Origin of the sequence: Streptomyces sp. PsTaAH-137, from assembly GCF_003259365.1 — a bacterium.
GTDB lineage: Bacteria > Actinomycetota > Actinomycetes > Streptomycetales > Streptomycetaceae > Streptomyces.
On sequence record NZ_QLLY01000019.1, the window covers coordinates 52,261 to 65,868 of the forward strand.

The following is a 13,608-nucleotide window of genomic DNA, read 5'->3' on the forward strand; positions in this document are numbered from 1 at the left end:
GGGAACGAGGGGCAGAGCCCCGGCAGTACGTACGGTGAGGCAGAATCGGCACCGGGCGTTCATACGGAGAGTCCAAAAGCTTCACAACTCCGGACGGCCGCCCGCCTGACCGTCCACTTGCCCTCCCCCCACAGCTCACCTGAAGGCCCCCATGCCGCCCACGCTCGCCTCGCTCGTCCACCACTCGGCGCTCAAACTCACCGTGCGCGCGGGCGAGGCGCACCTGGACACCCCCGTTCGCTGGGCACACGTGAGCGAGCTGGCCGATCCGGTGCCCTACATGGAGGGCGGGGAGCTGCTGCTCATCACCGCCCTCAAGCTGGACGCCGACGACCCGGAGGCCATGCGGCGCTACGTGAAACGGCTCGTCGGCGCGGGCGTCGTCGGACTCGGATTCGCGGTCGGCGTCAACTACGACGCCGTGCCCGACGCGCTGGTACGGGCCGCGCAGGACGAGGGCCTGCCACTCCTCGAAGTACCACCCCGTACGCCCTTCATCGCCATCAGCAAGGCCGTGTCGGCCGCCATCGCCGCCGACCAGTACCGGGCCGTCACCTCCGGCTTCGCCGCCCAGCGCGAACTGACCAAGCAGGCGCTCGGCGAGGGCCCCGAGGGGCTGCTCTCCGTGCTCGCCGCCCAGGTCGACGGCTGGGCCGCGCTGTACGACGCCTCGGGCGCCGTCGTCGCCACCGCCCCGGAGTGGGCCGGGCGGCGGGCGGCCCGGCTCACCTCCGACGTCGAACGGCTCCGGGAACGCCCGGCACCGGCCAGCGCGGTCGTCGCGGGCGGCTCCGACAACGGCACCGACCGCGTCGAACTGCACTCCATCGGCACCGGGCGCAGGCCGCGCGCGGCGCTCGCCGTCGGCACGGCGGCCGCGCTCGGCACCGCCGAGCGGTACGCGCTGCATTCCGCCATCGCCCTGCTGACCCTCACCACGGAACGCTCTCGGGCCCTGTACGCGGCCGAACAGCGGATCGGCGCGGCCGTGCTGCGCATGCTCCTCGCCGGTGAGCCCGACCACGCCAGGGCCGTCGCCGGTGATCTGTACGGGGCGCTGCTCGACGCCCCGTTCCGCATGGTGCTCGCGGAGGCCGTGGCGCCGCCGCCGACCGGGGTCGCGCCGAGCGGGGGCCGGCCGGCCGGTACCGCGCTGCTGCTCGCCGAGGCGGTCACCGGGGCGGGCGGTCCGTCCGGCGACCCCGTCCCGGTCCTCATCGACATCGTCGAGTCCGCCGCCGCGCGCTCCGGCGAGGCCGTGCTCGTCGTACCGGACGGGGAGCGCGTGGTGCTGCTCGTGGTCGACGGGGGAGCGGCCGCCGAGGCCTGCGGGCACTACGCGGAGGCGCTGGAGGTGACCCGGTCCGCGGCGGCCGGCTCCGTGGGCGGGCCCGACGAGGAACTGGTCATCGGCTTCTCGGCACCGGCCGGGCCGATCGCGGCGGCCACCGCGTTCAAGCAGGCCGAGCAGGCGCTGTCCGTCGCGCGGCGGCGCGGGCGGGTGCTGGTCGAGCACGAGGACGTCGTCGCCGGGTCGGTGCTGCCGCTGCTCGGGGACGACGCGGTGCGGGCGTTCGCGGACGGGTTGCTGCGGGCGCTGCGCGATCATGACGCGACCGGTCGGGGTGACCTGGTCGCCTCGCTGCGGGCCTGGCTGTCGCGGCACGGCCAGTGGGACGCCGCTGCCGCCGATCTCGGGGTGCACCGCCATACGCTGCGCTACCGCATGCGCCGGGTCGAGGAAATCCTGGGCCGCTCCCTGGACGACCCGGACGTCCGCATGGAGCTGTGGCTGGCCTTGAAGGCGACCGGGGCCTGACCCGTCGTCCGTCACGCGCGCCACCGTCGTGGCTGGTCGCGCAGTTCCCCGCGCCCTTGAGACGGGCTCCGCTCGTCCAGGGGAGGCGGCGGCCACCGGCCCGCACCCGACGAACCGTCCAACAAAGCGCCCCGAACACTCCAGCCCGGCCAATCAAAAGCACCGCACCCCCCACCTAACGTGGACCCGCACAAGCCCACGAACACGGAGAGGCCGGTAGAAGACACATGACCGCCACCCACGCCTTCTGGCTCGCCGGCCGCCAGGCCACCGGGGACGAGACCTTCGACGTCCACAACTCCTACGACGGCCGCCTGGTCGGCACCGTCGCCGTGCCCACCGAGGCCCAGATCGAAGAGGCCGTCGCGGCGGCCCACGCCGTGGTCGACGAGTTCGCGGCGACCCCGGCGCACGTCCGCGCCAAGGCCCTGAACCACGTGGCCGACCGCCTCACCGAGCGCACCGAGGAGATCGCCCAGCTGATCTCCGCCGAGAACGGCAAGCCGATCAAGTGGGCCCGCGGCGAGGTCGGCCGCGCGGTCTCCGTGTTCCGGTTCGCCGCCGAGGAGGCCCGCCGCTGGAACAGCGGTGACGCCCAGCGCCTCGACACCGACGCCGGCGGCCAGGGCCGCCTCGCCCTGACCCGCCGTATCCCGAAGGGCGTCGTCCTCGGCATCGCGCCGTTCAACTTCCCGCTGAACCTGAGCGCCCACAAGGTCGCCCCGGCCATCGCGGTCGGCGCCCCGATCATCCTGAAGCCGGCGCCCGCGACCCCGATCTCCTCCCTGGTCCTGGGCGAACTGCTCGCGGAGACGGACCTCCCGGCCGGTTCCTGGTCGGTCCTCACCGTCCCGAACGACAAGATGCCGGCCCTGGTCCAGGACGAGCGCCTCCCGGTGATCTCCTTCACCGGCTCGGGCCCGGTCGGCTACGCGATCATGGACAGCGTTCCGCGCAAGCACTGCACCCTGGAGCTCGGCGGCAACGGCGCGGCGGTCGTCCTCGCCGACTACGCCTCCGACAAGGACCTCGACTGGGCCGCGACCCGCATCGCGACCTTCTCGAACTACCAGGGCGGCCAGTCCTGCATCTCGGTGCAGCGCGTCATCGCCGACGCCGCCGTCTACGACCGGCTGCTCCCGAAGATCGTCGCCGCCGTCGAGGCGCAGGTCACCGGCGACCCGGCCGACGACGCCACCGACGTGGGCCCGCTGGTCAGCGAGGACGCCGCCAAGCGCGTCGAGACGTGGGTGGCCGAGGCCGTCGACGCCGGCGCGACCCTCCTCGCGGGCGGCAAGCGGGACGGCGCCACCTACGCGCCGACCGTCCTGGCCGACGTACCGGGCGACGTCACGATCTCCTGCGAGGAGGTCTTCGGACCGGTCCTCACCGTGAAGAAGGTCGACGGCGAGGCCGAGGCGTTCGCCGCCGTCAACGACTCCAAGTACGGCCTCCAGGCGGGTGTGTTCACGCACGACCTCCAGACCGCCTTCCGCGCCCACCGCGCGCTCGAGGTCGGCGGCGTCGTCGTCGGCGACGTCCCCTCCTACCGCGCCGATCAGATGCCGTACGGCGGCGCCAAGCAGTCCGGCGTCGGCCGCGAGGGCGTCCGCTACGCGATGGACGACTACACCTACGAGCGCGTCCTGGTCCTGACCGGCCTCGCTCTGTAAGCCGAATCCACCGGCCGCGACGGCGGTCCGGGCCCACTGTGCGGGGGCCCGGACCGCCGTCGTCGTACGCGCTCCCACCCCGTTGTCAGTGCCGCCCCCTACATTCCCCCCATGGCTGCTTTCACCGACCTCAACTTCAAGCTCGTCGTCGTCGAGAGGCTCATGTACGACGACGGGACGCTCACGCCCGTGTTCGGGATATCCGATCTGCTGAAGGAGCGCGGGCTCGGGGACGATCCATGGGCGTACGCCTACGACCACGATCTGGCGTTCAAGGTCGTGCCGGAGGCGCGGGAGTACTTCGAGGCGCTGGAGATCAGTGACGAACTCCTCGCCACCGTCGAGGAGTTGGTGATGGACGGCGGGCTGCGGGTGTACCAGGAGTGCGCGCCGGTGTGGGACGGGGAGGACGACCTGTTCGACATCCAGGTGCTCGACGATCTCGCGCTGCTGCCGAACCTGCGGCGCGTCATCGGCTCGGAGTTCCTCGGGCCCGAGCTGCGGGCCGGCCTCGCCGCGCGCGGCATCGTCGCGGACTAGGGCGGCGGCGAGCCATTCGGCGCCCGAGGGCTGGTCGACATGCCGGTTTTCGGGTACATACGATCGGGTAGCACCGGCCGGTAACGGGACCGGGCCGGTGGACCCGACGCGGCGAGGTGAACCTCATGTCCGCAACACCCCAGCATCAGGCGAAGGTCTCCGAACGGGAGGCCCGGCAGGTCGCCGAGGCCGCACGCGAACAGGACTGGCGCAAGCCCAGTTTCGCGAAGGAGCTGTTCCTCGGCCGGTTCCGGATCGACCTCATCCACCCCCACCCGATGCCCGCCGACGAGGACGCGCAGCGCGGCGAGGAGTTCCTGGCCAAGCTGCGCGACTTCTGCGAGACGGAGATCGACGCGGCCCGCATCGAGCGCGAGGCCAAGATCCCCGACGAGACGGTCAACGGGCTCAAGGAGCTCGGCGCGCTCGGCATGAAGATCGACACGAAGTACGGCGGGCTCGGCCTCACCCAGGTGTACTACAACAAGTCGCTCGCCCTCGTCGGCTCGGCGTCCCCGGCCATCGGCGCCCTGCTCTCCGCGCACCAGTCCATCGGCGTACCGCAGCCGCTGAAGCTGTTCGGGACGCAGGAGCAGAAGGACACGTTCCTGCCGCGCTGCGCCCGTACCGACATCAGCGCGTTCCTGCTCACCGAGCCGGACGTCGGCTCCGACCCGGCCCGGCTGGCCACCACCGCCGTCCCCGACGGCGACTCGTACGTCCTCGACGGCGTGAAGCTGTGGACGACGAACGGCGTCGTCGCCGATCTGCTCGTCGTCATGGCGCGCGTCCCGAAGTCCGAGGGGCACAGGGGCGGCATCACCGCGTTCGTGGTCGAGGCCGCGTCCGACGGCATCACGGTCGAGAACCGCAACGCCTTCATGGGCCTGCGCGGCCTGGAGAACGGCGTCACGCGCTTCGACCAGGTCCGGGTACCGGCGGCGAACCGGATCGGTCCCGAGGGCGCCGGACTGAAGATCGCGCTCACCACCCTCAACACCGGACGGCTCTCGCTGCCCGCGATGTGCGTCGGCGCCGGCAAGTGGTGCCTGAAGATCGCCCGCGAGTGGTCGGCGGCGCGCGAGCAGTGGGGCAAGCCGGTCGCGTTCCACGAGGCGGTCGGCGCGAAGATCAGCTTCATCGCGGCGACCACGTTCGCGCTGGAGGCCGTCGTCGACCTCTCCTCGCAGATGGCCGACGAGGACCGCAACGACATCCGCATCGAGGCCGCCCTCGCCAAGCTCTACGGCTCCGAGATGGGCTGCCTGATGGCGGACGAGCTGGTGCAGATCCGCGGCGGACGCGGCTTCGAGACCGCCGAGTCGCTCGCCGCCCGCGGCGAACGCGCGGTCCCCGCCGAGCAGATCCTGCGCGACCTGCGCATCAACCGGATCTTCGAGGGCTCCACCGAGATCATGCATCTGCTGATCGCCCGCGAGGCGGTCGACGCCCACCTCTCCGTCGCCGGCGACCTCATCGACCCCGAGAAGTCCCTGTCCGACAAGGCGCGGGCGGGCGCGAAGGCGGGCGGCTTCTACGCCCGCTGGCTGCCCAAGCTGGTCGCGGGCCCCGGCCAGCTCCCGCGCTCGTACAGCGAGTTCCACCCGGCGGGCCACCGCGACCTGTCCGGCCATCTGCGCTACGTGGAGCGCTCGGCCCGCAAGCTGGCCCGCTCCACCTTCTACGCCATGTCCCGCTGGCAGGGCCGCATGGAGACCAAGCAGGGCTTCCTCGGCCGCATCGTCGACATCGGCGCCGAACTGTTCGCGATGAGCGCGGCCTGCGTACGCGCCGAACTCCTGCGCACCACCGAGGAGTACGGCCGCGAGGCGTACCAGCTCGCCGACGTCTTCTGCCGCCAGGCCCGCATCCGCGTCGACGAACTCTTCGACCGGCTGTGGACCAACACGGACGAGCCGGACCGCAAGGTCGTCAAGGGCGTCCTCGGCGGTACCTACACCTGGCTGGAGCAGGGCGTCGTCGACCCGAGCGGCGACGGACCGTGGATCGCGGACGCGTCCCCCGGTTCCAGCAAGCGGGAGAACGTGCACCGGCCCATCCGCTGATGCCGGCCCGGGCGTCCCGGCGACCGCCGCACGCGGACTTGCCGGGACGCCCTGTCGGCCACACGGCCCGCGCGCGCAAGAATGGGGCAATGACCGACAGCCCCGACAGCTCCGTCAGCCCGTCCCCGCTCGCGGACCCGCGCCTCGTTTTCGACCCGGCCCCCACCGACGCCCCGCGGGACATCGCCGTCCTGGGCTCGACGGGCTCGATCGGCACCCAGGCCATCGACCTGGTCCTGCGCAACCCCGACCGCTTCCGCGTCACCGCCCTGAGCGCCGCGGGCGGCAGGGTCGAACTCCTCGCCGAACAGGCCCGCCGCCTGGGCGTGCGCACGGTCGCCGTGGCCCGCGAGGACGCCGTGCCGGCGCTGCGCGAGGCGCTGGCCGCCCAGTACGGCGCGGGCGAGCCGCTGCCGGAGATCCTGGCCGGGCCCGACGCCGCCACCGAGATCGCGGGCCGCGGCGACTGCCACACCGTGCTCAACGGCATCACGGGTTCCATCGGCCTGGCCCCGACGCTCGCCGCGCTGGCGGCGGGCCGCACCCTCGCCCTGGCCAACAAGGAGTCGCTGATCGTCGGCGGCCCGCTGGTCAAGAACATCGCGAAGCCCGGCCAGATCATCCCGGTCGACTCGGAGCACGCGGCGCTCTTCCAGGCGCTCGCGGCGGGCACCCGCGCCGATGTGCGCAAGCTGGTCGTGACGGCGTCGGGCGGCCCGTTCCGCGGCCGGACCCGGGCCGACCTGGAGCGGGTCACCGTCGAGGACGCCCTCGCGCACCCCACCTGGGCGATGGGCCCGGTCATCACCATCAACTCCTCGACCCTGGTCAACAAGGGCCTGGAGGTCATCGAGGCGCACCTGCTCTACGACATTCCCTTCGACCGCATCGAAGTCGTCGTCCACCCGCAGTCGTACGTGCACTCCATGGTCGAGTTCACCGACGGCTCCACCCTCGCCCAGGCCACCCCGCCCGACATGCGTGGTCCGATCGCCGTCGGCATCGGCTGGCCCGAACGGATTCCCGACGCGGCTCCCGCCTTCGACTGGACGAAGGCCTCCACCTGGGAGTTCTTCCCGCTCGACACCGACGCGTTTCCGTCGGTGGGGCTCGCCCGGCACGTGGGAGAGCTCGCGGGGACGGCCCCGGCGGTGTTCAATGCCGCAAATGAGGAGTGCGTGGACGCGTTCCTGAAGGGCGCGCTGCCGTTCAACGGGATCATGGACACGGTGACGAAGGTCGTGGAGGAACACGGCACACCGGAAACGGGAACTTCGCTCACCGTCGCGGACGTCCTCGAAGCGGAGACCTGGGCACGCGCCCGGGCCCGTGAACTGACGCTGACGGACAAGACGGCCGCGGAGGCTCGTGCATGACGACCTTGATGATGATCCTCGGCATAGTCGTCTTCGTGGTGGGCCTGCTCGTCTCCATCGCGTGGCACGAGCTGGGCCACCTGTCGACGGCGAAGCTCTTCGGCATCCGCGTGCCGCAATACATGGTCGGCTTCGGCCCCACCCTCTTCTCGCGGAAGAAGGGCGACACCGAGTACGGCATCAAGGCGATCCCGCTCGGCGGCTACATCCGCATGATCGGCATGTTCCCGCCCGGTGAGGACGGCAAGATCGAGGCCCGCTCCACCTCGCCCTTCCGCTCGATGGTGGAGGACGCGCGGGCCGCGGCCTTCGAGGAACTCCAGCCCGGCGACGAGACGCGGCTCTTCTACACGCGCAAGCCGTGGAAGCGCGTCATCGTGATGTTCGCGGGCCCGTTCATGAACCTGATCCTCGCGGTCGGCCTCTTCTTCACGGTCCTGATGGGCTTCGGGATCACGCAGCAGACGAACACCGTCGCGTCCGTCTCGGACTGCGTGATCCAGGCCAGCGCCAAGCGCGACACCTGCAAGGCGTCCGACCCGCAGTCCCCGGCGAAGGCGGCGGGCCTCCAGGCCAAGGACAAGATCGTCTCGTTCAACGGGATCACGACGGACAAGTGGAACACCCTGTCCGACGAGATCCGCGAGAGCGCGGGCAAGACCGTCCCGATCGTCGTCGAGCGCGACGGACAGCAGAAGACCCTGACCGCGAAGATCGCCACGAACCAGGTGGCGAAGAAGGACTCCAGCGGCCAGATCACCGACGGCTACGTGAAGGCCGGCTTCCTCGGCTTCACCGCCGCCACCGGCGTCGTCCACCAGAGCTTCGGCGACTCGGTGTCCTGGATGACCGACCGGGTCGGCGACGCCGTCGACTCCATCGTCGCGCTGCCCGCGAAGATCCCCGCGCTCTGGGACGCCGCGTTCGGCGACGGCCCGCGCGAGGCGGACTCCCCGATGGGCGTGGTCGGCGCGGCCCGCGTCGGCGGCGACATCGCCGGGCTCGACATCCCCGCCACCCAGAAGGTGGCGATGTCGCTGATGCTGGTCGCCGGCTTCAACCTCTCGCTGTTCCTCTTCAACATGCTCCCGCTGCTGCCGCTGGACGGCGGACACATCGCGGGCGCGCTCTGGGAGGCGCTGCGGCGCAACTTCGCGCGGGTGTTCCGGCGTCCCGACCCGGGCCCCTTCGATGTCGCGAAACTCATGCCGGTGGCCTACGTCGTCGCGGGAATCTTCGTCTGTTTCACGATCCTGGTGCTGATCGCCGACGTCGTTAACCCGGTGAAAATCTCCTGATCGCGTGAGGTTCAGGGCGGCCGGGCACCCTGGGTGCCCGGCCACCCACCTTTGAGTGGTGCAGCGGGGCGCGATGTGCTCCACCGTGCGCCGGTGACGTAATCTCGGAAACCTCTGGACTCGATCCTCGATCCACACCTTGGGGTTGCACAGCAGATGACTGCGATTTCTCTCGGCATGCCGGACGTACCGACCAAGCTCGCCGAGCGGCGCAAGAGCCGGCAGATCCAGGTCGGCACGGTGGCCGTGGGCGGCGACGCCCCGGTGTCGGTGCAGTCGATGACGACCACGCGGACGTCCGACATCGGCGCCACGCTCCAGCAGATCGCCGAGCTCACCGCGTCCGGCTGCCAGATCGTGCGGGTGGCCTGCCCCACGCAGGACGACGCCGACGCGCTGCCGATCATCGCGAAGAAGTCGCAGATCCCGGTGATCGCCGACATCCACTTCCAGCCCAAGTACGTCTTCGCGGCCATCGAGGCCGGCTGCGCCGCGGTCCGCGTCAACCCGGGCAACATCAAGCAGTTCGACGACAAGGTCAAGGAGATCGCCAAGGCGGCGAAGGACCACGGCACCCCGATCCGCATCGGGGTGAACGCGGGCTCGCTCGACCGGCGCCTGCTCCAGAAGTACGGCAAGGCGACCCCCGAGGCGCTCGTCGAGTCGGCCCTGTGGGAGGCGTCGCTCTTCGAGGAGCACGACTTCCGCGAGATCAAGATCTCGGTCAAGCACAACGACCCGGTCGTCATGGTCAACGCCTACCGGCTGCTCGCCGAGAAGTGCGACTACCCGCTGCACCTCGGCGTCACCGAGGCCGGGCCCGCCTTCCAGGGCACCATCAAGTCGGCCGTCGCCTTCGGCGCGCTGCTCTCCGAGGGCATCGGCGACACGATCCGCGTCTCCCTCTCGGCCCCGCCGGTCGAGGAGATCAAGGTCGGCAACCAGATCCTGGAGTCGCTGAACCTCAAGCCCCGCCGCCTGGAGATCGTCTCCTGCCCGTCCTGCGGGCGCGCCCAGGTCGACGTCTACAAGCTCGCCGAGGAGGTCACCGCCGGGCTCGACGGCATGGAGGTGCCGCTCCGCGTCGCCGTCATGGGCTGCGTCGTCAACGGCCCGGGTGAGGCCCGCGAGGCCGACCTCGGCGTCGCCTCCGGCAACGGCAAGGGGCAGATCTTCGTCAAGGGCGAGGTCATCAAGACCGTTCCCGAGTCGAAGATCGTGGAGACGCTCATCGAGGAGGCGCTGAAGATCGCCGAGCAGATGGAGAAGGACGGCGTGGCCTCCGGCGAACCGTCGGTCGCGGTCGCCGGCTGATCACTCATCACCGTCTGCCGCGCTCTCCCGTCGGGAGGGCGCGGCTTTCGTCGTGGCCGGTCGCGCAGTTCCCCGCGCCCCTGAAGCGAGCGAAGCTCGCCCTTCAGGGGCGCGGGGAACTGCGCGAGAAGAGGCCACCGGCCGGTGGCCGCCGACGCACGAGCACCCGGCAGACGCCCTGGCGGAAGGCAGCCGAAGGCAGCCCCAGTACACCCGCTGCCACCGCCAGGTACAGTGCGGAGATCAGCCCTCCCCGCCAAAAAGGCCCCGCACGTGTTGACTCAGACCACCACCCGGGTCCTCGAACCGAGTGACCTCGACGCAGCGCTCGCCGTCCTCGACCGCGAGCCGGTCGTGAACGCCTTCGTCACGGCCCGCGTCCGCATCGCGGGCCTCGACCCCTGGCGACTCGGCGGCGAGATGTGGGGGTGGTACGAGGACGGCATGCTCCGCTCCCTGTGCTACGCGGGCGCCAACCTCGTCCCCATCTGCGCCACCGAGCGAGCCGTCAGAGGCTTCGCCGACCGCGCCCGCAGAGCCGGCCGCCGCTGCTCCTCCATCGTCGGCCCGGCGGAGCCCACGGCCCGCCTGTGGCAGCTCCTCGAACCGTCCTGGGGCCCGGCCCGCGAGGTCCGCGCGCACCAGCCCCTGATGGTCACCGACCGGCTGCCGGCCCACGTCGAGCCCGACCCCTACGTCCGTCGCATCCGCAAGGACGAGATGGAAACGATCATGCCGGCGTGCGTGGCGATGTTCACCGAGGAGGTCGGCGTCTCCCCGCTGGCCGGTGACGGCGGCCTGCTCTACCAGGCGCGCGTCGCCGAACTGGTCGGCTCGGGCCGCTCCTTCGCCCGCCTCGACGAGCACGGCAAGGTGATCTTCAAGGCGGAGATCGGCGCCGCGACCCCGGAGGCCTGCCAGATCCAGGGCGTCTGGGTGGCCCCCGAGCACCGCGGCAAGGGCCTCGCCGCCCCCGGCATGGCGGCCGTGGTCCGCTACGCGCTCGCGGACGTCGCCCCGATCGTCAGCCTCTACGTCAACGACTTCAACACCCCGGCCCGCGCCGCCTACCGCAGGGTCGGCTTCGAAGAGGTCGGCGCCTTCATGAGCGTCCTGTTCTAGAACCCCGTCGGCGACCCCGTGTGGTGCCCGTCTCATCTCTTAGGCGGCATTTGACATTAGTGAGTCTTATGAACAATAAAGGGAGGGCTTTGGTTTAAAGTTCACTGACTGTAGGTGCCACACGATGTCTGATTCCGGTTCCGGCATAGCCGCCTGGCAGGAATGGCGTGCCGACCGGCACCGCTCCGTCACCGCCCCCACCGGCAACCTCGCCCTCGTCGAGACCCGCTGGCTGCCCGCCGGCGAGCCCCCCGACCTCGACGCCGCCCGCGAGGGACAGCCGGAGACCGTGACGGTCACCGCCCTCGAACGCACCGACATGGTCACCGGCGCACCCGAGCACGGCCTGCGCTTCTGGGACGCGCAGTCCCCGGCGATCCGGGCCTTCGACCGCGTCGACGCCTTCCCGTACGACCCCGCCTGGGTCCTCGACGCCACGTACACGCCCGTCGAGGGCGCCCGCCAGGTCGCCTTCGAGCACCTCCGGGACAACGGCGGCACCCGCGACAAGGTCGTCCCCGGCGACATCGCCCTGACCGTCGACGGCACCGCGTACACGCTGTCCGCCTTCGACGACGACGGCACCCTGCTCCTCGTCTTCGGCGACCCGACCAACGGCGACTCGACGTACGGCGCCGGCCGCTTCCTCTTCGTCGAGCACACCGGCGAGGGCCGCGTGCGCCTCGACTTCAACCGGGCCTTCGTACCCCCATGCGGCTTCTCCGATCAGTACAACTGTCCGATGCCGCCGCGCCAGAACCGCTTCCACCTGCCTGTCGAGGCGGGCGAGAAGCTCCCGGTCCTGCGCGGCGGCGGCGCCGACAGCGCTCACTGATCACCCTCCCCGCACCACTCCTCGTAAGGCCCCCTCATGAACCTCCCCAAGAAGCCCCTGTCCGCGGGCGTGCTCACCGTCGCCCTCGCCGTCACGCTCGCGGCCTGCGGCGGTGGCAGCGGATCCTCGAACTCCGGCTCCGCGAACGGCAGTTACGACAAGAACGCCACGGTCGACATCGGCTCCCTCTACGAGCCGCAGAATCTCGACAACACCGCGGGCGGCGGCCAGGGCGTCACCGAGGCCCTCAACGGCAACGTCTACGAGGGCCTGTTCCGGCTCACCGACGACGGCAAGGTCGACAAGCTCCTCGCCGACGACTACAAGGTCAGCGGCGACGGACTCACGTACACCTTCACCCTGCGCGACGGCGTCACGTTCCACAGCGGCAAGGCGCTCACCAGCAAGGACGTCAAGTACAGCCTGGAGAAGGTGCTCGCGAAGGACTCGCAGTCCGCGCGCAAGTCCAACCTCGAGGTCATCAAGGACGTCGCCACCCCCGACGCGAAGACCGTCAAGGTCACGCTGTCGAAGAAGTCGATCTCCTTCGTCTACAACCTCTCCTACGTCTGGATCATCAACTCCGACGCGAAGAACCTGAAGACGACCGAGGACGGCACCGGGCCCTACAAGCTCAACAAGTGGACCCGCGGCTCCGCCCTCAGCCTCGACCGGTTCGCCGGCTACTGGGGCTCCGCCGCCAAGAACAAGCAGGTCGCCTTCCACTACTACAAGGACGCGACCGCCCTCAACAACGCGCTCCTGACGAACGCCGTCGACGTCGTCACCAGCGAGCAGTCGCCGGACGCCCTCGACCAGTTCAAGTCCAACCAGAACTACAAGGTCAACGACGGCGACTCCACCACCAAGCTGCTCCTCGCCTTCAACGACAAGGCCAAGCCCTTCACCGACGTCAAGGTCCGGCAGGCCGTCTCCGCCGCCATCGACGACAAGAAGCTCCTGGAGTCGGTCTGGGGCGGCTACGGCAAGGAGATCGGGTCGATGGTGCCGCCCACCGACCCCTGGTACGAGGACCTGACCGACGTCAACGCGTACGACGTCACCAAGGCCAAGAAGCTGCTGAAGGAGGCGGGTTACGCCAAGGGGTTCAGCTTCACGCTCGACACCCCGAACTACGACCCGCACCCCACCGCCGCGACCTTCATCAAGTCCCAGCTCGCCAAGGTCGGCATCACCGTCAAGATCAACACGATCACGCCCGACGAGTGGTACACGAAGGTCTACAAGAACCACGACTTCTCGGCCACGCTCCAGGAGCACGTCAACGACCGCGACCTCGTCTGGTACGGCAACCCCGACTTCTACTGGGGCTACGACAACAAGCAGGTCACCAAGTGGGTCGAGCAGGCCGAGGCGGCCTCCAGCACCCAGGCGCAGACCGACCTGCTGAAGAAGGTCAACCGCAAGACCGCCGAGGACGCGGCCAGCGACTGGCTCTACCTGTATCCGCAGATCGTCGTCGCGAACACGAAGCTGTCGGGCTACCCGCTCAACGGCCTCAACTCGCAGTTCTTCGCGTACGACATCAAGAAGAGCAGCTGACC

The 13,608-nt window shown here is 70.4% G+C and carries 10 protein-coding genes; all 10 read left to right on the forward strand.

Going from position 1 to position 13,608, the window contains the following annotated elements:
- Window positions 1-151: 151 nt before the first annotated feature.
- Window positions 152-1,819 (forward strand): PucR family transcriptional regulator, encoded by a 1,668-nt coding sequence (locus tag K377_RS33090; protein WP_111667298.1) that lies wholly within the window; start codon window positions 152-154, stop codon window positions 1,817-1,819.
- Window positions 1,820-2,046: 227 nt separating this feature from the next.
- Window positions 2,047-3,492 carry an aldehyde dehydrogenase family protein gene (locus K377_RS33095; protein WP_111667299.1) on the forward strand — a complete coding sequence of 482 codons (1,446 nt, stop codon included), beginning with the start codon at window positions 2,047-2,049 and terminating at the stop codon, window positions 3,490-3,492.
- A 111-nt stretch (window positions 3,493-3,603) separates the two neighbouring features.
- On the forward strand, window positions 3,604-4,032 hold the full coding sequence (locus K377_RS33100) for a DUF6892 domain-containing protein (RefSeq protein WP_111667300.1): 429 nt from the start codon (window positions 3,604-3,606) through the stop codon (window positions 4,030-4,032).
- Between the two features lie 125 nt (window positions 4,033-4,157).
- Window positions 4,158-6,098 (forward strand): acyl-CoA dehydrogenase family protein, encoded by a 1,941-nt coding sequence (locus K377_RS33105; protein WP_111667301.1) that lies wholly within the window; start codon window positions 4,158-4,160, stop codon window positions 6,096-6,098.
- 89 nt (window positions 6,099-6,187) lie between these two features.
- Window positions 6,188-7,474 (forward strand): 1-deoxy-D-xylulose-5-phosphate reductoisomerase, encoded by a 1,287-nt coding sequence (dxr, locus tag K377_RS33110; RefSeq protein ID WP_111667302.1) that lies wholly within the window; start codon window positions 6,188-6,190, stop codon window positions 7,472-7,474.
- Complete coding sequence (locus tag K377_RS33115) at window positions 7,471-8,772, forward strand: RIP metalloprotease (RefSeq protein WP_111667303.1); 1,302 nt, start codon at window positions 7,471-7,473, stop codon at window positions 8,770-8,772. Before dxr ends, K377_RS33115 begins: the two co-directional genes overlap by 4 nt.
- Before the next feature lie 156 nt (window positions 8,773-8,928).
- Window positions 8,929-10,086, forward strand: coding sequence for a flavodoxin-dependent (E)-4-hydroxy-3-methylbut-2-enyl-diphosphate synthase (ispG, locus tag K377_RS33120; RefSeq protein WP_111667304.1), 1,158 nt, complete (start codon window positions 8,929-8,931; stop codon window positions 10,084-10,086).
- Window positions 10,087-10,359: 273 nt separating this feature from the next.
- Window positions 10,360-11,208, forward strand: coding sequence for a GNAT family N-acetyltransferase (locus K377_RS33125; RefSeq protein ID WP_111667305.1), 849 nt, complete (start codon window positions 10,360-10,362; stop codon window positions 11,206-11,208).
- Between the two features lie 124 nt (window positions 11,209-11,332).
- Window positions 11,333-12,043 (forward strand): DUF1684 domain-containing protein, encoded by a 711-nt coding sequence (locus tag K377_RS33130; protein WP_111667306.1) that lies wholly within the window; start codon window positions 11,333-11,335, stop codon window positions 12,041-12,043.
- Window positions 12,044-12,079: 36 nt separating this feature from the next.
- On the forward strand, window positions 12,080-13,606 hold the full coding sequence (locus K377_RS33135) for an ABC transporter substrate-binding protein (RefSeq protein WP_111667307.1): 1,527 nt from the start codon (window positions 12,080-12,082) through the stop codon (window positions 13,604-13,606).
- Window positions 13,607-13,608: the final 2 nt, after the last annotated feature.